19 protein-coding genes are annotated in these 24,478 nt (G+C 74.1%); 13 read left to right on the top strand and 6 right to left on the bottom strand.

What is annotated here, in order from left to right; genetic code table 11:
• Positions 1-29 precede the first annotated feature (29 nt).
• Positions 30-1,253 (top strand): sensor histidine kinase, encoded by a 1,224-nt coding sequence (locus HTZ77_RS47745; RefSeq protein ID WP_205304025.1) that lies wholly within the window; start codon positions 30-32, stop codon positions 1,251-1,253.
• Positions 1,254-1,341: 88 nt separating this feature from the next.
• Positions 1,342-2,001: a response regulator transcription factor gene (locus HTZ77_RS32055; RefSeq protein ID WP_328808893.1), complete on the top strand. Its 660-nt coding sequence runs from the start codon at positions 1,342-1,344 to the stop codon at positions 1,999-2,001.
• Between the two features lie 108 nt (positions 2,002-2,109).
• Here the strand turns inward: HTZ77_RS32055 and HTZ77_RS32050 are convergent, their stop codons facing one another.
• Complete coding sequence (locus tag HTZ77_RS32050) at positions 2,110-3,321, bottom strand: helix-turn-helix domain-containing protein (RefSeq protein WP_175593463.1); 1,212 nt, start codon at positions 3,319-3,321, stop codon at positions 2,110-2,112.
• A gap of 194 nt (positions 3,322-3,515) precedes the next feature.
• On the opposite strand from HTZ77_RS32050, the gene HTZ77_RS32045 reads away from it, so the two are divergent.
• Positions 3,516-4,730: an FAD-dependent monooxygenase gene (locus tag HTZ77_RS32045; protein ID WP_175593462.1), complete on the top strand. Its 1,215-nt coding sequence runs from the start codon at positions 3,516-3,518 to the stop codon at positions 4,728-4,730.
• 26 nt (positions 4,731-4,756) lie between these two features.
• Here HTZ77_RS32045 and HTZ77_RS32040 read toward each other — a convergent pair whose 3' ends face one another.
• A complete protein-coding gene (locus HTZ77_RS32040; protein ID WP_175593461.1) occupies positions 4,757-5,173 on the bottom strand; it encodes a VOC family protein in 417 nt (138 codons plus the stop codon).
• A 95-nt stretch (positions 5,174-5,268) separates the two neighbouring features.
• Between HTZ77_RS32040 and HTZ77_RS32035 the strand changes: the two genes are divergently transcribed.
• On the top strand, positions 5,269-5,736 hold the full coding sequence (locus HTZ77_RS32035; RefSeq protein ID WP_175593460.1) for a cupin domain-containing protein: 468 nt from the start codon (positions 5,269-5,271) through the stop codon (positions 5,734-5,736).
• 134 nt (positions 5,737-5,870) lie between these two features.
• Complete coding sequence (locus HTZ77_RS32030; RefSeq protein ID WP_175593459.1) at positions 5,871-6,920, top strand: hypothetical protein; 1,050 nt, start codon at positions 5,871-5,873, stop codon at positions 6,918-6,920.
• 35 nt (positions 6,921-6,955) lie between these two features.
• Here the strand turns inward: HTZ77_RS32030 and HTZ77_RS32025 are convergent, their stop codons facing one another.
• The 3 genes from HTZ77_RS32025 to HTZ77_RS32015 all read right to left on the bottom strand — a co-directional run bounded on the left by HTZ77_RS32025 (position 6,956) and on the right by HTZ77_RS32015 (position 8,812).
• Entirely contained in the window at positions 6,956-7,174 is a 219-nt protein-coding gene (locus tag HTZ77_RS32025) for a hypothetical protein (RefSeq protein WP_175593458.1), read from the bottom strand.
• A gap of 117 nt (positions 7,175-7,291) precedes the next feature.
• On the bottom strand, positions 7,292-8,128 hold the full coding sequence (locus HTZ77_RS32020; RefSeq protein ID WP_175593457.1) for an SDR family NAD(P)-dependent oxidoreductase: 837 nt from the start codon (positions 8,126-8,128) through the stop codon (positions 7,292-7,294).
• A 96-nt stretch (positions 8,129-8,224) separates the two neighbouring features.
• The gene (locus HTZ77_RS32015) at positions 8,225-8,812 is read right to left on the bottom strand and encodes a TetR/AcrR family transcriptional regulator (protein WP_175593456.1); all 588 of its coding nucleotides are present in this window, start codon (positions 8,810-8,812) and stop codon (positions 8,225-8,227) included.
• A 73-nt stretch (positions 8,813-8,885) separates the two neighbouring features.
• Between HTZ77_RS32015 and HTZ77_RS32010 the strand changes: the two genes are divergently transcribed.
• The 3 genes from HTZ77_RS32010 (at position 8,886) to HTZ77_RS32000 (ending at position 13,867) form a co-directional block, all read left to right on the top strand.
• Positions 8,886-10,415 carry an FAD-dependent monooxygenase gene (locus HTZ77_RS32010; protein WP_175593455.1) on the top strand — a complete coding sequence of 510 codons (1,530 nt, stop codon included), beginning with the start codon at positions 8,886-8,888 and terminating at the stop codon, positions 10,413-10,415.
• Between the two features lie 76 nt (positions 10,416-10,491).
• On the top strand, positions 10,492-12,813 hold the full coding sequence (locus HTZ77_RS32005) for a hypothetical protein (protein ID WP_175593454.1): 2,322 nt from the start codon (positions 10,492-10,494) through the stop codon (positions 12,811-12,813).
• A gap of 64 nt (positions 12,814-12,877) precedes the next feature.
• Positions 12,878-13,867, top strand: coding sequence for a BtrH N-terminal domain-containing protein (locus HTZ77_RS32000; protein ID WP_175593453.1), 990 nt, complete (start codon positions 12,878-12,880; stop codon positions 13,865-13,867).
• Between the two features lie 16 nt (positions 13,868-13,883).
• On the opposite strand, the gene HTZ77_RS31995 is transcribed toward HTZ77_RS32000, so the two are convergent.
• Positions 13,884-14,459 (bottom strand): hypothetical protein, encoded by a 576-nt coding sequence (locus HTZ77_RS31995; RefSeq protein WP_175593452.1) that lies wholly within the window; start codon positions 14,457-14,459, stop codon positions 13,884-13,886.
• A gap of 227 nt (positions 14,460-14,686) precedes the next feature.
• On the opposite strand from HTZ77_RS31995, the gene HTZ77_RS31990 reads away from it, so the two are divergent.
• From HTZ77_RS31990 to HTZ77_RS31970, 5 genes are read left to right on the top strand one after another with little or no spacing between them, the layout of a single operon-like run.
• Positions 14,687-17,971 carry a DUF4132 domain-containing protein gene (locus HTZ77_RS31990; RefSeq protein ID WP_175593451.1) on the top strand — a complete coding sequence of 1,095 codons (3,285 nt, stop codon included), beginning with the start codon at positions 14,687-14,689 and terminating at the stop codon, positions 17,969-17,971.
• Positions 17,968-19,044, top strand: a complete 1,077-nt coding sequence (locus HTZ77_RS31985) for an ATP-binding protein (protein WP_175593450.1) — start codon at positions 17,968-17,970, stop codon at positions 19,042-19,044. Before HTZ77_RS31990 ends, HTZ77_RS31985 begins: the two co-directional genes overlap by 4 nt.
• 2 nt (positions 19,045-19,046) lie before the next feature.
• The gene (locus HTZ77_RS31980; protein WP_175593449.1) at positions 19,047-21,290 is read left to right on the top strand and encodes a DUF5682 family protein; all 2,244 of its coding nucleotides are present in this window, start codon (positions 19,047-19,049) and stop codon (positions 21,288-21,290) included.
• Positions 21,287-22,405: a VWA domain-containing protein gene (locus tag HTZ77_RS31975; RefSeq protein ID WP_175593448.1), complete on the top strand. Its 1,119-nt coding sequence runs from the start codon at positions 21,287-21,289 to the stop codon at positions 22,403-22,405. The genes HTZ77_RS31980 and HTZ77_RS31975 overlap by 4 nt, the downstream gene beginning before the upstream one ends.
• 44 nt (positions 22,406-22,449) lie before the next feature.
• Positions 22,450-24,477: a hypothetical protein gene (locus HTZ77_RS31970; protein WP_175593447.1), complete on the top strand. Its 2,028-nt coding sequence runs from the start codon at positions 22,450-22,452 to the stop codon at positions 24,475-24,477.
• The last annotated feature ends 1 nt before the right edge of the window (position 24,478 follow it).

Below are 24,478 nucleotides of genomic sequence, written 5' to 3'. Positions count from 1 at the left end.
CGGAAGGCCGGCGGATACGATCTGCGGTTGTGTTCGCAGCACAGGGCCGGGCAGCGCAGGGCCGCGACCAGGGCCGGCGGAGCTCGGCGGCGGACGGCGAGCCGGGTCCGGGGCGGTCGCGACGTGACCGGGCGGCCCTGGCCGGCGGCATCGTGCTCGCCGTGGCCGGGGCCGTCGCGGTGGCCTGGGGGGATCTGACCCCGGGGACGCCCGGCTGGTACCTGTGGGCCGACGTCGCCGGCGGAATCCTGGCGTGCGCGGGGTTGTGGCTGTGCCGGCGGTGGCCCGTGACCGCGTCGCTGGCCGTCGTCGCGCTGTCCGTCCCGGCCGCGGCCGCGTCGGTGGCCGCGGGGATCGCCACGCTCGTCGCGGCGCTGTACCGGCGACCGCCCGCGGCCGTCGCGGTGGGGGTGGCGTGGGTGGCGGCGACGCTGGTCAGGTTCGCCCTGCGGCCGCCGGGGCTGGCGCCGTACCCGGTGTGGGCGCTGGTCGGCGTGCTGTTCGGCGGGGCGATCACCGGCTGGGGCATCCTGGCCAGGACCCGGCGGGAGCTGCTGGCGTCACTGGCGGAACGGGCTCGCCGCGCCGAGGCCGACCAGCGGCTGCGGGCGGAGGAGGCCCGGCGCGCCGAACGGCTCGGCATCGCCCGCGAGATGCACGACGTGCTCGCCCACCGGCTGTCGCTGCTGGCGGTGCACGCCGGGGCGCTGGAGTTCAACGCCGGCGCCAGGCCGGACGAGGTCGCCGAGGCGGCCGGGGTCATCCGGGCCAGCGCCCACCAGGCCCTGCAGGAGCTGCGCGGGGTCATCTCCGTGCTGCGCGAGAGCCCGTCGGGCGAGCTCCCGCTGACCGGGCTCGCGCCGCTGGTGGAGGAGTCGCGGCGGGCCGGGATGCGCATCGAGCTGCACGAGCACGACGTACGCTTCGCCGACCTGCCGGAGACGACCCGGCGCACCGCGTACCGCGTCGTGCAGGAGGGGCTGACCAACGCGCGCAAGCACGCGCCCGGCCGGCCCGTCACCGTCGTGGTCTCCGGCGCGGCCGGCGGCGAGCTGACGGTCGAGGTGCGCAACCCGCTCCTCACCGGGCAGGAGGCGGAGGGGCTGGCCACGACCGGGGCCGGGGCCGGGCTGGCCGGGCTGGAGGAACGGGTCTCGCTGGCGGGCGGGCGCCTGGAGCGGGGACACGCCGACGGCGGCGGGTTCCGGCTGGCGGCACGGCTACCATGGCCACGTGAGCGGCCCCATGAGTGATGGCCACGTGAGCGGCCCCACGAGTGACGGCCATGTGAGCGGCCCCACGAGTGAGCCGGTGAGCGGGAGTGAGTCCGCGGGTCCGCCCGTGGGTGCGTCCGCCGCGATCCGGGTGCTCATCGTCGACGATGACGCGCTCGTCCGAGCCGGGCTGACGCTGATGCTCAAGGGCGCGCCCACCCTCCAGGTGGTGGGCGCGGTGGCCGACGGCGCGCAGGTCCAGGCCGCGATCGCCGAGCACTCTCCCGACGTGGTGCTGATGGACATCCGGATGGCCGGCGTCGACGGCATCGAGGCGACCCGCGGGCTGCGCGCCCGCCGGGACGCGCCGGAGGTCATCATCCTGACCACGTTCGACGCCGACGAGCACGTGTTCCGGGCGCTGCGCGCGGGAGCCGGCGGGTTCCTGCTGAAGGACACCTCGCCTGAGGGCATCGTCGAGGCGATCCGGCGCGTCGTCGCCGGCGAGCCCAGCCTGTCGCCGAGCGTCACCCGGCGGCTGATCGCGCACCTGCTGCCCGAGGAGGACGACCGGCGTAAGGCCGACGCCCGGCGGGTCCTGTCGGCGCTCAGCGACCGCGAACGGGAGGTGGCGCTCGCGGTCGGGCAGGGCAAGACCAACGCCGTCATCGCCGGCGAGCTGCACATGAGCGTGGGCACGGTCAAGGGCTACATCTCCCGCATCCTCACCAAGGCGGGCCTGGACAACCGCGTCCAGCTGGCCCTGGTCGTCCACGACGCCTCCTAGGACGGCCACCCGCACGGGCGATGCAGGGTCAGCGGCCGTAGCTCAGGTCCGCCGCCGCGCAGGGGCCTTGAGGGCGGTGACCTCTCCGGCCAGGTCGTCCGACATCATTCAGTCCGTACGGGCCAGTGACTCGGCGGCGTGGCGCCAGATCTCCGCGGCCAGGTCGAAGTTGGCGCGTTCCTGCGCCCGCTGGGCCAGCGCCCGAAGCCCCCGCATGCCCTCGTCCTGCCTGCCGTCCAGCAGCAGGAGCTGGTTGCGCAGCACGTCCAGGCGGATCTGCTCCTGGTAGGCCAGGTGGTCGTGCGCGTCGGTGAGCCGGTCGAGCAGGGCGCGGGCCTCGTCGGTGTGCCCGGTGTGGAAGGCCAGGCGGGCGCGCAGCGCGAGGAGTTCCTGCTCGACCGTGGGAGTGCCGGCGAACGGCAGGCACGCCTCGACCTCCTCGATCCGGCGCCGCGCGGGTTCGGTCTCGGGCGGGGTGCAGTTGAGGTGGAGGCGGGCGGCGACGATGCGCAGGCGCACCCACATGGCCGGGTCGAGGCGGCCCTGGAGCTGCTCCAGCGCGTCGTTGACCAGATCCAGCGCGACCTGGGGCTCGCCCTGCCGGAGCCGGACGCCGGCCACGGTCCACACCGCCTCCGCCAGGAGCGTGCCGGCGGGCAGATCGGCGACCAGGGCGAGCAGTTCGTCGGCGTGCTCCCGGGCCTCGGCCATCCGGCCCGCCTCGGCCAGCGCGGACACCAGTGCCAGCAGGGTGTCGGTCACGATGCGGGCGGGCAGGCCCTCGTCGACCGCCAGGCGGTAGGCGCCGATCGCCGTCTCGACCGCGACCGGCACCTCGCCCGCCGTGCGTTGCGCGCGCGCCAGCCGGGCCCGGGCCCGGGCCCGCAACTCGGGCAGGCCGAGCTCTTCGGCGAGCGCCACCAGCTCGTCCAGGCAGGCGCGCTCCTCGGCGTGCTCCTCGTTGTGGCGTCGCCATTCGGCGACCTGCCACAGGGCTTGCCAGCGCAGCAGGGGATCCTCGCCGCCCGCCGTGCGCAGGGCGCGGGCCAGCGGCTCGCCCACCTCGTCCACGTCGAGTCCGACGGTGGAGGCCAGGCTGCGCGCCAGCGACCAGTCCGGCTGTTCGGCCAGGTCTTCGGGGGTCACGCCGAGCTGGCGGGCCAGGTGGGCCACGGCGTCCTCGGTCGGGGGGCGGGCCCCGGACTCCAGGCGGGAGAGATATCCGGTGGACATGCCCTCGCCCGCGAGCTCGGCCTGGGTCAGGCCGCGTTCGGTCCTGAGCTGTTTGAGCCGTCGGCCGAAGGCCGGCTGCGTCAGCATCTGTCGTCTCCTTGCCAGGTCGGAGCGCGGGCCGACCGGCCCTCCGCCGCAGCTCATGTTAGCCACCCCGGCACGCGGCTGGCAAACGCTTGCCAAGGCTATTGGCAGAAGCGGACGGGCTGATTGGCAGATGGATGGCAAGTCGATGGGAAATTTGTTGCCAATCATCTGGCAATGCTGTTACGGTTTTTGGCATGACGAACTCACGGCGACTCGCCAACCGCACCGTTCTGATCTCCGGCGCCAGCGTGGCCGGCCCCGCTCTGGCCTACTGGCTGCGCCGCCACGGATTCACCCCCACCGTCGTCGAGCTGGCCCCCGAGCTGCGCGAGGGCGGCTACAAGGTCGACCTGCGCGGCGTGGCCATGCAGGTCGTCGAGCGGATGGGCATGCTGGGGGCCGTGCGGCGGTCGAGCACCGCCATCCGGGGCGGCTCGTGGGTCTCTCGGAGCGGCAAGCCGCTGGCCACCCTGGGCCCCGACCTCATCGGCATGCGCGCCCCCGGCGACGACGAGGTGATGCGCGGCGACCTCGCCCGGCTCCTCCACGACGCGACGCGCGACAGCTGCGAATACCTGTTCGGCGACACCATCACCGGCCTCCACGAGGGCCCCGACGGCGTGGACGTCACCTTCCGTCACGCCCCGCCCCGCCGCTTCGACCTCGTCATCGGCGCCGACGGCCTGCACTCGACCGTGCGCCGCCTGGCCTTCGGGCCGGAGGAGCGCTTCGTCCACCCCCTCGGGATGCACGCGGCCGTCTTCACCGTCCCCAACCACCTCGGGCTCGACCACTGGGAGCTGCTCTATCCGACGCCCGGCAAGGTGGTGAACGTCTACGCCACCCGGCCCGACACCGCGAAGGCCCAGTTCGTCTTCCCGAGCCCGGCCGTCCTGCCCGACCGCTACGACCGGGCCGCCCAGCAGCGCATCCTGGTCGAGGCGTTCGCCGGCGTCGGCTGGGAGAGCGAGACGCTGCTGCGCGCCATGCCGCACTCGCCGGACTTCTACTTCACGCCGGTCAGCCAGGTCCGCATGGACCACTGGTCCACCGGCCGGGTCGTCCTGGTCGGCGACGCCGCCTACAGCCCGTCCCCGCTGTCCGGGCAGGGCACCAGCCTCGCGCTGGTGGGCGCGTACGTGCTGGCCGGCGAGCTGAGCGCGGCGGCGGGCGACCATCGCGCGGCCTACGCCGGATACCGGGAGGCGATGCGCGAGTACGTGGACGTGAACGTGACGCTCGGCGCGAGCAACGCCGCGCAGATGGTCGCGGGCAGCCCGCGGCAGATCAGGATGCAGACCACGATGATGCGGCTGGTCAACCGCCTGCCGTGGAAGGACCTGGCGATGCGGCCGATCATGAAGCCGCTCAACGAGGCCGCCAACGCGCTCACCCTCGCGGCGTACTGAGGGTGGCGCGCCGGGGCGCCGACCGCTCAGCCGACCGGCTGGCCGATGCCCAGCAGGTTCCCCTCGCTGTCACGGAACCAGGCGCCGCGTTCGCCCCGCGCGCCCTTGCTCGGGTAGTTCCCCTCGATCTCCGCGATCCCGTCCCTCGTCCGGAATCCCGGTACGTCGACCTCCTCGAACACCACACCACGTCGCCCGAGCTCCGACACGACGGCCTCGATGTCGTCGACCTCCCAGGCCATCTGGGTGAAGGTGCCGGGCGAGGATCCCGTCGACTGGAACACCACGAAGTCCACGCCCCCGCACCGGTACAGCAGCCCGCCCGGGCGTTCGTCGACGGGCTCCAGGCCGAGCCGCTCGGAGTAGAAGCGCCGCGCCCGATCGAGATCCCGGGCCGGAAGCCTGGTCGCCACCCGTGCCCGGGAGAGAATGTCCGCGTTCATGGCTCCACTGTGCTGTGGACGGCAGCCGGAACGCGGGAGGCGCCACGGCGGGCCTCCTCGACGACCTGCTGACGCCGTCGGCCGATAATGCTGGGATGATCGACAAGCAGATGCCGGAGCCGCGCCCCTTGCTGCGCCGCCCCGAGGACGGCGAGATGATCGACGTGGCGGGAGTGGCGCACTTCTTCCGGCTGACGGGTGAGCACACGGAAGGCCGCTTCGCGTTGGAGGAGTTCACCCTGGAGGGAGGCGCGATGGGGGCCCGGCCGCACGTGCATCACGGGCACGACGAGTACTTCTACGTCCTGCGGGGCGACCTGACCCTGCACCACGGCGACGGCGAGGTGACGGTCGGCCCCGGGAACCTGCTCGCCGCCGTACGCGGAACCCCGCACGGCTTCCGCAACGCCGGCACCGAGCCGGTCCAGGCCCTGTGCCTGTACACGCCGGCCGGGTACGAGGGCTACTTCCGCGAGGTGCACGCCGCCGTGGCGGCCGGCGCGGAAGTGACCGACGAGCTCCTGGCGGAGTTCCGCGCCCGTCACCGCACCACCTCCTACTGACCGCCAGGAGGGGGTGTCACACCGGACGCCCCCTCCTGGCGCTTCTGGCCGGTTCGGCGGACACATCCGGTCCCGGCCGAATACGGTGGCCCGTGGACGATCGGCCAAGTCCGCAGACCCAACGGAGCTTCTCCATGCGTACCGCAGCGGCAATCCTGTCCTTCCTGCTCGCCGTCACCCTCCTGCCCGCCGGGCCCGCGACGGCCGCGACGCCCGCGACGGCCGCGGTCTCCGCCGCGTCGCTGCCGGGCGGCAGGACGACCTTCGTCGTCTCGCAGGGGTTTCTGAAGGCCTCCTCCCAGCAGAACTGGGTACGCCTGGGCACCTACCGCTTCGCCGCGAACGGCACGGTGAGCGCCGCCATGTACCTGTGGTGGCAGCGTCATCCCCAGGCCAGGCAGCGCACCGGCACCGTCCCGGACCCGAGCTGCACCACCAGGGCGGGCGGCAGGCAGTCGCGGGCGCGCACCTGTGAGGTGCTGACCGCCGGCGGCTTCACCGGTGCCCCCGGCGAGAGCCGCACCGGGACGTACACCGTCGCGGGCGACGTGCTCACCATCCGGTGGAACATCGCCCAGACGTGGACGGAGCAGTGGTACGTGCGGACCTCGTCCGACGGCAAGCTGGCCCGCCTCGACCTCAAGCGGAGCACACTGGCCACGAACGGGTACGGCTACGGCAGCAACGCCGCGACCAGCACCCGGCGCGCGATGAGCTCGGTGCGGGCGTTCCCCGGCTCGCTCAGGCAGGACCTGACGAGCTGGGCGAGCGGCAAGCTCGTCACCTCCGGCAACCAGCCGTTCGGCCACTCCGCCTTCCGCGCCTGCGCCGCCACCACCTCGTGCCTGACCTACCTGCAGCCCTCCTCGCGCGGCGCGTGCCAGAAGTCCGGCGGCTGCCCCCGGTACGGAGGCGGGACGCGGGCGAACATCAGCTCCATCCAGTACTACCTCACGACGATCTCCAAGTCCGACCGGCGTGACACGCTGTGGCACTGGTGCACCTGCCTGGCGATGGAGCGCGGCGAGTTCTGCTACACCGGGAACTCCCACGTCAAGCCGCTGATGCAGATCATCGACGACACGGGCGCGTTCCGCGGCTGGGTGGGCGTGGAGGCGTCCTTCTCGACCGGCTCGCGGGCGACGGACATGCTCGCGGTGCTGCGCATCTCCGACTTCCGCTGACCGGCCCGGCTCGTCCCGACGCGGGTTCCGGACGGCTACCGGCGCGCCGCCGGCCGGCCGCGCCGCCAGACGGAGACCACGGCGGCGAGCCCGGCGAGGCAGGGCAGCAGCGTCAGCGCCCCGTAGGCGTACGGCACGATGACGTCGTAGTGATCGCCGCCCATGCCGAGGTCGGCCAGCGCCACGCGGGTGCCGGCGGCGAAGGCGACGGTGCTCGCGAACGCCGCTCCGTCACGGTGACGTACCCGGCGCATCTGACGGTGGACGCGTCCTTCCAGGGGGTCGGTCGCTCCCTGAGTGACGGGACCCGTTCCCTGCGGCGGCTCGCGGCCGATCATGAGACCTCGCCGACCTCGGGTAGCCGCGCCGGATCAGGCCCCCGAGGTCGCGGAGCTGTGTCCGTGCGCCTCCACCGACAGGGCCCGCCACTCGGCCCAGGTCCTGAGCCGGTCGGCGTAGACCTGCTCCACGATGTCGTGGCCCTGGGTGCCGAAGAACACCCGCAGGGGCGGGTCGGCGGAGTCGGCGATCTCCAGGAGCGCCCGGCCCGCGGCGGCCGGGTCCCCGGCGTCGAGCGTCCCGGCGAACGCGGCGAAGTTCTGGCGCAGACCCTCGTAGAGCGGGTCGGGCTCGGCCCGGACCACCGCGGCGTTCACGCCCGTGGCGTACGAGCCGGGCTCGACCAGGGTCACCCGGATGCCGAAGCCGGCGACCTCCTGGGCGAGTGATTCGCTCAGCCCTTCGAGGGCCCACTTGGAGGCGTGGTATCCGCCGCCGAGCGGCATCGCGGTGACGCCGCCGACCGAGGAGATCTGGATGATGTGCCCTCCGCCCTGCTCGCGCAGGTGGGGGAGCGCGGCCTGGACGACCCACAACGGGCCGAACAGGTTGGTCTCCAGCTGGTCGCGCAGGTCCCGCTCGGTCAGTTCCTCGACCGCGCCGAACAGGCCGTAGCCCGCGTTGTTCACGATGACGTCGAGCCGGCCGAAGTGCTCCCCGGCCCGCCGCACGCCGGCGAAGACCGCCGCCTTGTCGGTCACGTCCAGCTCCAGCGCGAGGACCGCGTCGCCGTGGACGGCGACCAGGTCGTCCAGGCTCGCGGTGTCGCGGGCGGTCGCGGCCACCTTGTCGCCGCGGGACAGCGCGGCCTCGGCGAAGCCGCGGCCCAGGCCGCGCGACGAACCGGTGACGAACCAGACCTTGCTCATGGTGTCGTTCCCTTCCCTTTCCCGACGCACATGTCTGCCACCCGAGACGAGACAGCCCGCCCGCCTGTGACATCCCGGCTCCGGCCCGGCCCTGTGTCAGGTCACCCCCAGCAGCGGGAGCCACACCTCGTCCACGATCTCGACGATCGACTCGTCCGGCACCGCGCGCATCGTCGTGAGCATGTCGTGGCGCACCAGGTCGAACGGCAGGTTCACCACGCGGGACGAGCGGGGCACGTCGGGCAGCTCGCCGCGCTCGACCGCGTGGGCGACGATCGTCTCGAACGCGCTCGCCCGCCCCGGCGGGAGGAGAGTGTCGCGCAGCTCGCCGAAGCTGGTGCCGGCGCCGCGGAAGTAGTCCGCCAGCTGCACGGTCAGCAACGTGATCGTGGGGGCGCGGTCGGCGTTGGCGTTGCGCAGGAAGCCGATCGCGTCGTCGCGGAGGCTGCCGGTGTCGGGCACCGTGATCGGCCGCCAGAACCTGGTGAGGGTGGCCAGCAGCAGGTCGTCGCGCCGCGGCCAGCGGCGGTAGAGCACCGGGCGGCTCGTGCCCGCGCGGGCGGCGACCGCTTCGTAGGTGAAGCCGTGGTAGCCGTGCTCGATCAGCACGTCCCATGCGGCGTCGAGGATCGCGTCCTCCAGGCCGGGGCCGCGCCGACGGGATGCGCCGCGCTTTAGATTCACTTGCGTATCTTATCGCGGTGACCTACGGTGGCAGCCATTAGATGCGGCTGTGTACCTTAAGGGGGCGTCCGAGATGTTCGACGTCGTCATCGTCGGCGGTGGACCCACCGGCCTGTTCCTGGCCTGCGAGCTCCGCCTGGCGGGCGTCCGCCCCCTGCTGCTGGAACGACGACCGGACCCCGACCCGGCGGACAAGGCGCACGGACTCGCCGGCCAGGTCGTGCGGCTGCTGGACCACCGCGGCCTCGTCGAACGCTGCGGCGGCCGAGGGGCGCCGGCGCCCGCGCCCGGGTTCTTCTTCGGCGGGCTGCCACTGCCGCTGCACGTGCTGGGCGAGGACAACCCGATGTACCTCCTGCCGGTCAACCAGCGCGATCTCGAACGGGTGCTCCACGAGCGGGCGGCGGAACTCGGCGCGGATGTCCGGCGAGGCTGGGACGTGCTGTCCTTCAGCCAGACCGACGACCGGGTGGACGTGGTGGTACGCGCACCGGACGGAACCGGGACGACGGTGACGACCCGCTACCTCGTCGGCTGCGACGGCGCCCGCAGCCTGGTCCGCAAGCAGGCGGGAATCGCCTTCTCCGGCGTCAGCGACGACGGCGTCGTCGACCGCACGGCCTTGATCGGGCCGAGCGACCGCTTCCGCCTCGTGCCGGGAGGACGGGTCGTGATCGACGGCCTCGGCGAGATCCCGGCGCACTTCCACCGCACCGACAGGGGCGTCTTCACCCTCCTCGCGCACGACCCGCGGCGGCCGCTGGTCAACACGGCCGAACGGGAGGACCACCCCGCGGGCGACTTCCCGGGGCCGGGCGCGCCGATGACGATGGCCGAGATGGAGGACAGCGTCGAACGGGTCCTCGGGGTGCGCCTGCCCCTGACCGCGCCGCCCGAGGGGGCGCCCACGCTGCTGCGCCGCCTGTGCGGCCGCAACTCCCGGCTCGCCGACCGCTACCGCGACGGCCGGGTCTTCATCGCCGGCGACGCCGCGCACGTGAGCCACGGGCCGACCCTGAACCTGGCGCTGCAGGACGCGGCCAACCTCGCCTGGAAACTCGCCGCCACCCTGCGAGGCCGGGCCCCGGAAGGTCTGCTGGACAGCTATGAGAGCGAGCGCCGCGAGAGCGGCGAGCGCGTGCTCATGCACACCCGGGCCGCGAGCGCCCTGATGGCGCCCGGAAGCGATGTCACCGCACTGCGCCTGCTGTTCTCGGAACTCCTCGGCCGCCCCGAGAACGTCCGCATGGTCGCGGCCCTGCTGGCGGGCGCCGATGTCCGCCATGACATGGGCGAGGAGCACCCCGCCGCCCCCACCGGCTGGTTCGTGCCGCCCCTCGACCTGACCACCGCCGACGGAGGCACGCCGCGCCTCGCCGAGCTCCTGCGCGACGCCCGCCCCCTGCTCCTCGACCTCACCGGCGGGAACGAGCTCGCCGTCGTCGCGGAGCCCTGGACCGACCGGGTACGCCGCGTGACCGCGACGGCCGAGGACGCCCCGGCGCCCGCGCTGCTCGTCCGGCCCGACGGCTACGTCGCCTGGGCGGGTGACGACCCCGACGGCCTGAAGGCGGCCCTCACCCGCTGGTTCAGCCCCGGCTGACTTGATCGACTTCCTGCCGGCTGGCTAGGGTGGGGCGCTTCGACAGCTCCGCCTCCCCCCTCCCCGAGAGATGGCCATGCGTCGTCACCGTTTCGGCAGGATCGCCGCCCTGATCGCGCTCGGCCACCTGGCCGCCGTCGTCGTGCTCGGCGTTCTCGCGCTGACCACCGACCAGGGCGACCTCCTCTGGACGGCCGTCACCCGCGAGTCCGGCAGTCCCTGGTTCTTCGGCCCCGGCGAGGACACGCTCACCGTCTCCTGGCGGCTGGCGCTCGTCCTGGTCCTCGTCGGGGCGCTCCAGTCGTGGGCCCTGTGGCAGGTGCTGCGCGGGCGCGTCCGCGGGGAGCTGACCGACCGGGGCAGGGCGGTCGGTCTGCTGCGGCTCGCCCTGTACCTCGGGGTCGGCTACAGCCTGATCACCATCCCGCTCATCGCCGCGACGGGTGGTCACTGGCTCTGGTCGGTGACGGGGGTCGCCTCCGGGCTCGTGCGTCTGGCCGTCGTCGGGCTGTTCTTCCTGGTGCTCCGCGACACCGCCTCCCGCGGGCTGCGGCTGTTCTCCCTCGTCGCCGGGACCGTCGCCTGCGTGAGCGGCATCGGCACGGAGATCACGGACGCCTTCGGCCTGTACTCCGCCGAGCAGGTCTTCACCCTCGCCGGCGGGTACGGCCACGTCTGGCTGGCGTGGTCCGTGTCGATCCTGGTCGCCCAGGCCAGGGATCCCCGCTGGAGCGCGGCGACCGTCCGGACCGGCGTCGTCGCGCAGGTGATGTTCGTGCTCATGCCCAGCGGAGTCGTCTCCTTCGGCGGCAACGGGTTCCCCGACGTCCTCATGGTCTACACGCTCCTCGGCGCCGCGAGCGTCTTCGGGCTGGTGTGGGACGCCAGGACCGCCCACGAGCTGGCGAACCCCCTCCCAGGACCGGGCCGAGGGCGGGCGCCGGCGCGCCTGAGGGCCCGGTGGTGGCCGGCGGCGGCCGCGGCGGTCGTCCTCCCCGCGGTCCCCGCCGCGGTCAACCTCGCGCGGGGCAGGTACCACTGGATCGGCCCCCGGGGCGTGATCGAGCAGTTCGTCCGGGTGGAGGGGGGCTCCTGGGACGCTCTGACGTGGCTGGCCCTGGACGTCTTCGTCGGCGTCGGCGGCCCCGCGCTGCTGGTCCTGCTCGCCGTGCTGCGCCGGACCCGCGGCGCCGTACGGTTCACGACGCCGGCGCTGACCGTCGCCGCGGCCGTGGGGTTCGTCAGCGCGCTCACGGCGACGCCGCTGCCCGAGGACTTCGGCGACCTCTACGAAGGCGCGCAGATGTACCCGGACGAACTGTTCGCCCCGGGAAAGGGCGGCGAGGTCTTCGTCGGCATCTCACCGTCGTGGTACGGCGCGGCCCTGCTCGCCTCCGCCCTGCTCCTGCTGCTCCTGTACCCGGCCGCGCGCGTCCGGCGCGCCCGCCGCCACGTGCTGCTCGCAGGGCTCGCCACGCTGGTCGCGCTCGGCTTCGTCCCCGCGGCGGACCAGGCCGTCGGCCCGGTCACCGCGGCGGAGGACTGCGGCCCGCCCGAGCAGTGGAGGAGCGAGCCCGCGCGCCGCGACCTCACCCGGGACCAGCGTTTCGTCTGCTCCTTCCGGCAGGGAGACCTGATCAGGTTCGCCGCCGCCACGCCCGACGCCGTGATCCTCGCCCACGCCCGCCGGCTGTGCGGCGTCTACACCCGCAACGATCCTCAGGAGGTCGCCCGCCTCCAGGCGAGGGAGGGGCTGAAGCGCGACGCCCTGGCCCGCCCGCTCGCGGAGATCTGCCCCGGCGCCGCCGCCACGGTCAAGGCCGCGGCCGTCGAGCAGGACAGGGAGATACGGGAGTGGGAGGCCGACGGGCGGCGCATGTGCGACTCGCGCCCGCGCCACCACCCGCTCATCCGGCCGGTTACGGTGACCCGCGTGAAGGACCCCCAGTTCACGGACTACGGGGTCGTGGAGACGTACGAGCCGACCGGGGACGACGAGGACCCGGCCGACGACGACCTGTTGGAACGGACTCAGGACGCCGGCCTGGTGGCCGCCCGCCCCGGCCACCTGATGATCCTGACGGACCCCGACTTCCCCCTCTGCGTCACGGTGGAGACCTACACCCGCCGCCCGCCGGTGGAGACCAAGGGCTGGGACCACGTCGCCGAGGTCGGCTACCAGAGCCCCACCGGCGCCATCGTGCTCACGGACGAGCTGAGCGGCACCGAGCTTCCCGACCTGTCCCTCGGCGGGCGCGCGGGCCACTACCGGATCCGCGTGCACTACGACGAGTTCACGAGGAAGGGACAGCAGGAGAACGGCCAACGGCTGCTGATCATGGCGTTCCCCGGCAAGGGGGACAAGCCGGTCACGTACCGCAAGCCGCCCAAGCACTAGGGTCGCCGGCCGGACGGAGGCACGGGTGGACTCTCCCCCCGTGGGAGGGACCACCATGACGGGCATGACGATGGTGAAGGATGTCGACGCCCGCGGCACGCAGCACTGCGAGACGTCAGCTCTGGGAGTGCTGCTGCGGCACCAGGGAATGGATCTGTCGGAGCCCATGCTCTTCGGCCTCGGCTCCGGCCTGTCCTTCGTCTACTGGGACGCCAAGAACATGGACTTCCCGTTCCTCGGGGGACGGGTCAAGCCCTTCGAGCTGACCGAGAACCTGGCCGCCAGGCTCGGGCTGGAGCTCGTGGTCCAGGAGACCGGCTCGCCCCGCCGGGCGTGGGAGAACGTGGCGGCCGTCATCGACGCCGGCCGGCCCGTCGGACTGCAGCTCGACAGCTACCACCTCGACTACTTCGGGACGAAGGTGCGCTTCGGCGGCCATGTCGTCGCCATGTACGGCTACGACGACCACGACGCCTACCTGGTGGACACCGACCAGCAGGGCGGAGCGGTGTCCACGAGCCTGACCAGCCTCGCCGAGGCCAGGGCCGCGCGCGGCCCGATGACCGCCAGGCACCGCTCCTTCACCCTGACCGTTCCGGGCAACCCGCCCGCCCTCCAGGACCGGATCGTCCCCGCCGTCACCGCCTGCGCCGACGCCTTCCTCGACCCGCCCATCGCCAACCTGGGACACCGCGGCATCGAGAAGACCGGCAAGCTGGTGCGCACCTGGCTCCAGCGGGCCGGCGACCCGCGGCGGGACCTCCCGCAGGCCGCCCTGCTGATGGAGAAGGCCGGCACCGGCGGCGCCCTGTTCCGCAACCTCTACCGCGACTTCCTCGCCGAGTGCGCCGAACTGCTCGACAGCGGCCACCTGCGCACCGGCCACCGGCTGTACGCCGAGGCGGCCGCCCTGTGGACGGAAGTCGCGGCCCTGATCGCGAAGGCCGGCGAGTCGGGCGACGCGCAGTGCCTCGACCAGGCGGGCGCCGTCCTGCGCGATCTTTCCCGCGTCGAGCGCGAGGCCATGCGGGCGCTGAGCCGGCTGGGGGAGTGAGCGCGGGGCGGACGCCCTAGGCGACCGAGTGGCGGATGACGCCGGTGTAGGTGCCGGCCACGGCCTGGGCGGGGACGTCGACGACGATCGTCGGGTTCCAGGTGGCGGAGTTGTTGCCCGCGCCGGTGGTCTTGGAGAAGGCGATGCGGGTCTGGTCGAGCACCACGGAGGAGGCGGCGTTGGCCTGGCCGGGGACGAAGGTGCCGGTGCCGGTGGTGGCGGTGGCCGGGCCGGACCAGTAGTTGATGCGGGAGTTGGCGATGGTCTCGGCGGCGGTGCCGCCGCCGGTGGTGAAGTCGGTCGCCGACACCTGCGCCACCCACGTGGCGGTGACCGACGCCCGCTGGTCGGAGACCGTGACCGAGCCGAGCTGGCCGCTGATGGCGGCGCCGGGGCTGCCGGTGCCGATGCTGAGCGGCCCGTTCGGGACCGTGATCTGCAGGCCCGCTCCGGCGCTGACGGTGAAGGTCACCGTGGTGTTGCAGTTGACCGAGGCCGCGCAGGTGTCGGCTTGGGCGGGCATGACGGTCGTCGTGGCCGCGAACGCGGCGGCCAGCGCCGTCGCCAGGACCCGGCGGCGGGTGTGGGACATGGCCGAACTCCTACAAGCTGCCCGGGGGCTCATCGTCAGTGATCGCATCGTGGACGCCGACCGGCGGGAACAGCCTGTCCGCCACGCGACACCAGGGCGCCGTTTTGCCGTGATCTGCCATGTCTTGGCGTGAGGGGCAGTTTGTCGGTCGTACCCGCCATACTCGCCGCTGACGATCATGAGGGCGAGACGACGAGCCCTCCTCATCACAGCGTGGAGGTATCGGCATGAACACGGAGCGGACACCGGCCCAGGTCGGCGCGGCCGAGGAGCCGGTGGCGGAGAAATCCCGCGACGAGGACCTGCTGACCATGCCGGCCGCCTGGCTGCGCGCTCTCCATCCGCGGCGCGGCGGGGCGAAGGTCGCCGTGAAGCGGCCGGACGCGGGCGCCCCGGCAGAACTCGCCGCGAAGCTGGACGAACGGCGGCAGCAGATCCTCGACACGCTGGCGGCGTGCGCCGACCCGGAGCTCGTCAGTGCGGGCACGGCGTACCTGGCCGGAGAGCCTGCCGCCACGCCGCTGGGCGCCGCGGTGGTCGCCGCGTCCATCTGGGACACTCAGGCGCTGCTGCCCCTGTTCGCCGACGCCTGGGTGGTCGATCACGGCCTGGTGTTCGCCGCGGTGGCCGTGACCGAACGTGCCGCGCTGGACCTCCATCACAACGGGGACGGCTGGACGATCCGGCGGATGACGGCCGGCGAGTCCCCCGGCCACACGTACGGCTGGAACCGGATGGATCTCGCCGCGCGGGTCCGTGCCGTTCTCGCGGCCGCGTCGGACGCCGAGTACGCCGAGGTCGTCGCGGCTCTGGCGCGGAGCCGCGAGAACGGGCTCCACCACCAGGTGGCGGCCTCCTATCTGGCGCCGACCGAGACCGGCTGGGTCGCGGCCGACTGCGCCGAGGTGAGTCGCGTCAATCCGCGTCTGGCCTTCGACCTGGTCGCCGCCATCAGCACGCCTGAGCACGCGGAGCTGATCGCGGGCCACGGGGACGGCTACTTCGTGATGAGCTCCCTCGCGCTGCCCGCCACGGTCGTCGACGGCATGGGGGAGGCGGCCGCGCCGGTGCTCGCCGGATGGTTCGGCAACTTCTACGACTCGGCCAGCGAGCGGCGGCTGCTGGACATGCTCGCCGAGCTCCCGACCGACGCGGCCATGCAGACGCTCCTCGACCGGATCGATCACAGGCTCACCCAGCCGGCCCTGCTGCGCGCGGCGGCCCGCTTCCCGCGCCGGGCGATGCGGATGCTGGCCGCCACCCCCGGCAAGGTCGCGGACCAGCTGCTGCGCGCCCACGTGCTGACCCATCCCGACCTGGTGGCCGAGGTGCTGGAGACCGCCGGCGCCGCCGCCGCCGAGCGCATCGGCAAGATCGCCGCGGCCCCGCCCGTCGCCATCGCGCCGCTCGACGCCCTGCCCGAGGTGCTGGTCAGCCCGCCGTGGACCCGTCCGCGCACGGCGCGCAAGCCGGTCGTGGTGGGCGGCCTGGTGTGTGCCGACGAGCCGGCCCTGGTGTGGGCGCCGGGGGAGCGGGACAGCTGGGGTTCCGACCCGTCGGGGCACGACTCGTGGGAGGCCGGGCGCCAGGACTGGCGGAAGATCGCCAGCCGGCTCGTCGCCGGCACGGGGCACTACTGGCATGAGACCGTCCTGTTCGTCTCCGGGCCCGAGGAACTGGCCAGGCCGCTGCTCCGGAAGTGGCACCCTGACCTCTGGGCGGCCTCCGACTGGATGCCGAGGGTGGTCGCCAGGTTCGAGCTGGACGCGCTGCCCCTGGTGCTGGACAGCGCCCGGCGCAACCCGGGCGCGGTCGCTCCGTCGCTGCTCCCGTTCGCGGCCCCGGAGGTCGCCGTGCTGATGGCCGAGTGGCTGGCCCGGCTGAAGTCCGTGCGCGCCACCGCGCTGGCATGGCTGGCGCGCCACCCCCGGGCGGCCGCCAGGGCGCTGATCCCGGCCGCGCTCGGCAAGCCCGGCGTGGCCCGGCGACAGGCCGAGCAGGCGCTGACGGTGCTGGCCGCGGGCGGGAACCGTGACGTCGTGGTGGAGGCCGCCGCGGGCTACGGCCCCGTCGCCGAGGACGCGATCGCCGGCCTGCTCTCGGCCGACCCGCTCGACGCGCTGCCCGCCAGGATGCCGGTGCTGCCCGAGTGGGCGGACGTCGCGATCCTCACCCCGATCGAGCTGCGCGGCGACGCGGGGGCGCTGCCGGCCGAGGCGGTCCGCCATGTGCTGACGATGCTGGCGATCTCCCGGCCCGGCGAGCCGTACGCCGGTCTCGCCCTGGTCAAGGAGGTCTGCGACGGCCCGAGCCTCGCGGACTTCGGCTGGGCGCTGTTCCAGCGCTGGCAGGCGGCCGGCTACCCGTCCAAGGAGAGCTGGATGATGGACGCGCTGGGCCTGCTCGGCGACGACGAGACCGTCCGGCGGCTGACGCCGCTGATCAGGACCTGGCCCGGTGAGGGCGGGCACGCGCGGGCGGTCGCGGGCCTGGACCTGCTGGCCCGCATCGGCTCCGAGGTCGCGCTCATGCACCTGCACGGCGTCGCCGAGAAGGCCAAGTTCAGCGGGCTCAAGAAGCGGGCCAGGCAGAAGATGGACGAGGTCGCGGCGGAGCTCGGCCTGACGCCCCAGGAGCTGGCCGACCGGCTGGTGCCCCACTTCGGGCTGTCCGCCGACGGCAGCCTGACCCTCGACTACGGCCGCAGGCAGTTCGTCGTCGGCTTCGACGAGCAGCTCAAGCCGTACGTGGCCGACGCCGCGGGCAAGCGGCTCAGGAACCTGCCCAAGCCGGGGGCGAACGACGACCCGGAGCTCGCGCCCGTCGCCTACCAGCGGTTCGCCGGGCTGAAGAAGGACGTGCGCGCCGTGGCCGCCGACAACATCCGCCGGCTGGAGCAGGCCATGGTCAACCGGCGCCGCTGGAGCGGTGCGGAGTTCGGGCGGCTGCTCGTCGGCCATCCGCTGCTCTGGCACATCGTACGGCGGCTGGTGTGGGGCATCTACGACCCCGAGGGCCGGCTCATCGGCACCCTGCGCGTGGCCGAGGACCGCAGCTTCGCCGACGTCGAGGACGACGCCCTGACCCTGCCCGACGAGGCCGTCGTCGGGGTGGCGCACCCGCTGGAGCTGGCGGAGGAGCTGGCCGCCTGGGCCGAGGTGTTCGCCGACTACGAGATCCTGCAGCCGTTCCCGCAACTGGGCCGGGAGACGTACCACCCGGACGAGGCGCTGCTGGCCGAGATCGGCGCCGCGAAGATCCCCACCCGCGCGGTGCTCGGCCTGGAACGGCGCGGCTGGCGGCGCGGCGCGCCGCAGGACGCCGGGTGGCAGGGCTGGATCGAGCGGGACGTGCCCGGCGGCAGGACCGTCAGCGTCGGCCTCGACCCGGGCCTCGCGATCGGCTACCCCGACTTCGCCGACGAGCAGACCCTGGTGGGCATCCCCGTCGACGGCCTCGATCCGATCACCGTGTCCGAGATCCTGCGCGACCTGGTGGAGATCGCCCGATGAACGAGCACGTCCAGCGGCCCCCGGCCGAGATGCGCTACGCCGGCGAGCTGGGCCGGCTGCGGGAGGACGACACCGACGACCGGCCGCCCGGCTGGGCACTGAGCCTGCGGGCCGCCCGGCGCTTCGTCCTCGGGGACGAGAAACTGGGCATCAGCCGCAAGTTCGTGGGTGATCCCTCGCTGATCGACCGGTCCCTGGTCACGCTCGCCACCAACCGCGGGCTGATGCTGGTGGGCGAGCCGGGCACGGCGAAGTCGCTGCTGTCGGAGCTGCTCGCCGCGGCGGTCAGCGGCACCTCGACGCTCACGATCCAGGGCGGGGCGGCCACCACCGAGGACCAGATCAAGTACTCGTGGAACTACGCGCTGCTGGTCGCCGAGGGGCCGTCCACGCGGTCGCTGGTGTCCGCCCCGCTGCTGCGCGGCATGGCCGAGGGCAAGGTGGTGCGCTTCGAGGAGATCACCCGGTGCCCGCTGGAGGTGCAGGACTGCCTGCTGTCGCCGCTGTCGGACCGGGTGCTCGCCGTACCGGAGCTGACCGGGCCGGAGTCGATGGTGTTCGCCCAGGAGGGGTTCACCGTCATCGCCACCGCCAACACCCGCGACCGCGGCGTCAACGAGATGAGCGCCGCGCTCAAGCGCCGGTTCAATTTCGAGACCGTCTTCCCGATCGTCGACTTCGACACCGAGCTCCACCTGGTGGAGCAGGAGGCCACCGCCCTCCTGAAGCGCTCGGGCGTCGGCGCGCCGCCGCGCCGCGACGTGCTGGAGGTCCTGGTCACCGCGTTCCGGGAGCTGCGCGAGGGGCAGACCGCGCGCGGTGACGCCACCGACCGGCTGTCGGGGGTGATGAGCACCGCCGAGGCGATCTCGGTCGCGCATGCCGTCGGGCTGCGCGGCTGGTTCCTGCGCCGGGAGCCCGGCACCGCCGCCGACCTGGTCTCCTGCCTGGCCGGCACGGCGGCCAAGGACAACCCGGAGGACCTGGCCAAGCTCCGCAGATACCTGGAGCAGAGGCGGCGCGGAGACCAGTGGAAGGCCCTGTACGAGGCCCGTCACCTGCTGCCGGGCTGACGATGACGGTCACGTTCCTCGGCGTGCGGCACCACAGCCCCGCCTGTGCCCGGCTGGTCGCCGACACCATTCGTTCCGTACGGCCCGCGTACGTGCTGGTCGAGGGCCCGGCGGACATGAATCCCAGGATGGACGAGCTCCTGCTGGGACACGAGCTGCCGATCGCCGTCCACACGAGCTACCGCGACCCGGAACGACGGCACGGCTCGTGGACGCCGCTGTGCGACTACTCCCCGGAGTGGACGGCGCTGACCGCGGGTCGTGACGTCGGCGCCGAGCTGCGGTTCATCGACCTGCCCGCCTGGCATCCGGCGCTGGCCGAGCTCCGCAACCGCTACGCCGACGCCGAGGCCCGCTACGGCGAGGTGACCGGACGGCTGTGCCGCGCCTTCGCCGTGGACAACGTGGACGCGCTGTGGGACCACCTGTTCGAGATCGAGCCGGCCGACGGGCTGGCCGAACGGCTGGCCACCTACTTCGACCTGCTGCGCGGCGACACGGAGGCCGGGCCGGACGACACGGCACGCGAGGCGTACATGGCGCGGTGGATCCGGGCCGCAGCCGCCGACGCGGGCGACCGGCCGGTGGTCGTGGTCACGGGCGGCTTCCACCGCCCCGCGCTGATCCGGCTGGCCGAGCGGGGGGACCGGAACTGGCCGGAGGTGCCGCGGCCGCCCGCGGACGCGGTCGTCGGCAGCTACCTGGTGCCGTACTCGTTCCGGCGGCTGGACGCCTTCGACGGCTACCAGTCGGGCATGCCGTCGCCGGGCTACTACCAGGACCTGTGGGAGTCCGGTCCCGCCGGCGCCGCCCGCAGGCTCACCGAGGCGGTGACGGCCCGGCTGCGCGCCCGGCGCCAGCAGGTGTCCACCGCCGACCTGATCGCCGCCCGGGCCACCGCCGACGGCATCGCGCTGATGCGCGGCCACCCGCATCCGGCCCGGGTCGACGTGCTGGACGGCCTGGCGAGCGCGCTGGTCAGCGAGGCGATCGAGGTGCCACTGCCGTGGGCGTCCCGTGGCCCGCTGGGGGCCGGCACCCATCCGGTGATCGTAGAGATGATCGCGGCCCTCAGCGGTGACCGGGTGGGCCGCCTGCATCCCTCGACCCCGCTGCCGCCGCTGGTCCACGCGGTGCTCGCGGTGCTGGGCGGTCCGGGCGAGGAACGGCTCGACCTCGGCGGGGAGGCCGGTCGCGAGCGCAGCCGGTTGCTGCACCGGCTGCGGGTGCTGGGGATCCCGGGCGTCGTGCGGACCTCCGGCCCCAGCCCGGCGGGCGGTGCGGAGCTGGTCGAACGATGGACGCTGACCGACTCCGACGACCGGCTGCCCGCGCTCATCGAGGCCGGCGGGTACGGCGTGGACCCGCAGGAGGCGGCGGCCGCCGTCCTCGCCGAGCGGATCAGGGGCGCGGACCTGGACCGGCTGGCCGACGTCCTGTTCGACGCGGCGCTGTGCGGCATCGGCGAGCTGACCGGAAAGGCGCTGGACGACCTGGCGCGGGCGGTCGGCGCGGCGGCCGACCTCGGGTCGCTGGGCCGCACCCTCACCGTCGCCCTGTCGATGTGGCGCCACGACGACCTGTTCCGCACCGGCGGCAGCGCCACCCTGGGCATGGTCGTCCAGGCGGCCACGCGCCGGGCGCTGTGGCTGGCCGAAGGCGTGCGCGGCGGCCCCGTCCCGGCCGACCTGCGGCGCATCGACGCGATGAGCGCCGTCCGCGACGCCCTCCGGCATGCCGGCTCGTCGCTCGGGCTGGACACGGACGCGGCGCTGGGCGTCGCGGACCGGCTCGCCGCCCGCCAGGAGGCGCCGCCCGACCTGCGCGGAGCGGCGCTGGGGCTGGGCTGGTCGCTCCGGGGCACGGCCGCCGCGGACCCGGCGCGGGCGGTGCGCGGCGCGTTCGTCCCGGCGTCGGCCGGGGACTGGCTGGCCGGGTTGTTCGCGCTCGCCCGCGAGGAGGTCCTGCACGCCGCCGGCATGCTGGAGCTGCTCGACGAGCTGGTCGGCGGGATGACCGATCACGACTTCCTGGTGGCCCTGCCCGCGCTGCGCCAGGCGTTCGGCTTCTTCCCGCCCCGCGAACGGCACCTCATCGCCACCCGCCTGATCGAGCGGCGCTCCGGCGGCGCGTCCGGATGGGACCTGATGCGGCTGGAGGCGGCGCCGGAGCTGGTGGCCGCCGGCATGGCACTGGACGGGCGGGTCGAGGCGGCCCTGCGCCGGGAAGGACTGATCACGTCATGACCGACCCCACCCTGGAACGGTGGCGCCTGCTGCTCGGCGAGCCCGGCAGCGCGTGCCTCGGCGGGCAGCGGCTCGGCGCGGAGGCCGCCGCCCGTGACGCGGCCATGGACTGGCTCTACGGCCGCGACGACGACCTGCGCCGGCGCGGCGTACGGCACGGCGGGACGGGCCCGTCGGCGCTGACCACCTTCGACTGGCTCGACGACATCACCCGGCTGTTCCCCAAGGAGACCGTCGAACGGCTGCAACGCGACGCGGTCGAGCGCTACGAGATCCACGACGTGGTGACCGACCCGGACGTGCTGGCCCGCATCGAACCCAATCCCGCGCTGCTCAAGGCGGTCCTGCGCACCAAGCACCTGATGAACCCGCAGGTGCTGCGGCTGGCCCGGCGGATCGTGGAGCAGGTCGTCCGGCAGCTCGTGGACCAGCTCGCCACCGAGGTCCGGACCGCGTTCTCCGGCACCAAGGCGCGACGGCACAGCCGGCTGCGGCTGGCCCGCAACTTCGACGTGGTCAGGACCCTGCGCGCCAACCTCGGCCGCTACCAGCCCGGGACCGGCAAGGTGGTGATCGAGACCCCGTTCTTCTTCTCCCGCACCCGCCGCCACCTGGAGCAGTGGCAGGTGATCCTGCTCGTCGACCAGTCCGGGTCGATGCTCGACTCGGTGATCCACTCGGCGGTCACCGCGGCCTGCCTGTGGGGGCTGCCCGGCGTGCGCACCCACCTGGTCGCCTTCGACACCGAAGTGGTGGACCTGACCGCGGACGTCGACGATCCCGTGGAGTTGCTGATGAAGGTCCAGCTCGGCGGCGGCACCGACATCGCTCGCGCGGCGGCGTACGGCGCCGGCCTGGTGGACCGGCCGCGCCGGGCGATCGTCGTGCTGATCTCCGACTTCTACGAGGGCGGCGATCCGCACCGGCTGGTGCGCGTCGTACGCGACCTGGTGGCGCAGGGCAGCAAGGTGCTGGGCCTGGCCGCCCTCGACGAGCAGGCCAACCCCGACTACGACCGGGGGATGGCCCAGCGCCTGGCCGACGCCGGAGCCCACGTGGGGGCGATGACACCCGGCGAGCTGGCGTCCTTCGTGGCGGAGCACGTGGGCCGATGAGTGGCGGAGCACGTGGGCCGATGAGCAGCGAAGCACGCGGGCCGATGAGAAAGGACCTCCTCGGTCTGACGGCCGACTCCCTCGCCGCGCTCACCAACCGCGGCCTGGTCAAGCGCGCCGGCAAGGAGGCGCTGCCGGAGCTGCGGACCGACGCCGACGGCACCGTGCACGGCGCCTTCCCCGACGGCCCGGCCACGACCCTGCCTCCCGGCGGCCTCGACGCGGCCCGCTGCACCTGCGGCGCCACCGGCGTCTGCCGGCACGTCATCGGCGTGATCCTCGCCTACCAACGCCTGCCCCCCGACGCCGGCCCTCAGTCCGATCAGGCTCACCCGGAGCCCGCCGACGCCGGCCCTCAGTCCGATCAGGCTCACCCCGAGTCCGCCGCCGTCGGTCCGCGGCCCGCGCAGGCAGGACCGGAGCCTTCGCCCTGGTCGCCGGGGCAGGTGACCGACGACGAGCTCACCGCCAGGATCGGCGCGCGCCTCATGGCCGCCGCCCGCCGCACCGAGAGGGCCGGGTTCACCGCGCGGGTCCGCCGCGCGACCGCCGCCGACCCGGTGCCGCAGGTCGAGTTGGCCACCGCGACCGTGCGCTTCCTGATCCCCGGCGACCTCGGGTTCGTCCACACCGACGCCGTCGCCGGCAGCCGCGACGACGTCATCGCCCTGGCGGTGTGGGCGTTCCGGGCCGCCGACGAGCTGCACCCCGGCGTCACCGAGGCGCGGGTCGACGTCGGCGGCCAGGCCGAGACCGGCGACGGGTCGGGGCTGGAGCGCGCCCTGGGGCTGGCCGGCACGGTGCTGCGCGAAGGCGCGGCGCATCTCGGCCAGGGCCTCGACGCCACCATCGCCGACGTGCGGCGCCGGCTCGACGCCGCCGGGCTGCGCTGGCCGCTGCTGGCCGTCGGCGACCTCGCCGACCAACTGGCCTCCTACCGCGACCGCGGCGCCCACTACCGTCCCGAACTGCTGGCGAGCCACGTCGCCGAGCTGCACGCCCGGCACCGGGCGGTGACGCGGCCGGACGCCACGCTGCGCAGCAGCGTGCTCGGCACCGCCGAGGCCGCCGAGACCCCGCTGCGGCGGGCCCGGCTGGAGAGCCTCGGCTGCCGGATCCGTGCCCTCGGCGACCGGCGGGTCGCCGAGGTCTACCTGGCCCACGCCGACAGCGCCATGGTGCTGGTCCTGCGCCGGGAGTGGGACGGCGAGGACGACGGCGCGGCGCTGGCGCGGCGGCGGATCGACCGTTCCACGCTGGCCGCCCTGGCCACCGGCAACCTGGTCACGGAGTCCGCCGTCCGCAGCGCCAGCCGTACGGTGCGGCTGGCCACCGGGCGGATCTCCAGGACGACGGTCAGCCCGTCGCGGGGCGACTGGGGCGACCTGCCGCCGTCCCTGGTGGTGACCGACCTCGCCGCGCTCGGCCGGGAGCTCGACGCCCTCCCGCTCCGCCCCGTCCGCCCGCGGGTGAAGGCGGAACTGGTCCGGGTCGTCGCCGTCGCCGGGGTGGAGGCCGTCACCTACGCCCCCGGCGACCAGCGGCTCGACGCCGTCATCGTCGACCGGGCCGGTGACACCGCCATTGTCAGGGCCACGCACACCGCCGCCGCCCCTGGGCGCCTCGACGCGCTGGCCGCCGTGCTCGCCGGTGAGGAGGGCGAGCTGCGGTTCGTCAGCGGCGTCGTCGGGCGCGGCGCGGGCGGGTTCGTCATCGAACCGGTCGGCCTGGCGGCCGGCGGCCGGGTGGTCGTCCCCGACCTGCGGCCCGCCGGCGGGAGCGCCAGGCTCGTGGTCGCCGAGCACGACCGGCACGAACCGCTGACCGAGGCCCTGGTCGACACCCGTGCACTGCTCGCCGAAGCGGCCCATCACGGCCTGTCCCACCTGCCGCCGACCTATGGCGACCGGCTCGCCGCCGCGGCGCGGCGGCTGACCGTGCTCGGCCTGCACCGCATGGCGGGAGCCGTCACGGCCTTCGCGGCGGCGCGGACCCACGACTCCGGCGAGGAGGCCGAGCGGGCCTGGATCGACGCCTACCTGCGCCTGGAGGTCGCCCTGGACCTGAACTGAC

Source organism: Nonomuraea montanisoli, assembly GCF_013363975.1.
GTDB classification, from domain to species: Bacteria; Actinomycetota; Actinomycetes; order Streptosporangiales; family Streptosporangiaceae; genus Nonomuraea; species Nonomuraea montanisoli.
This window is presented reverse-complemented; position numbering and strand designations above follow the sequence as displayed.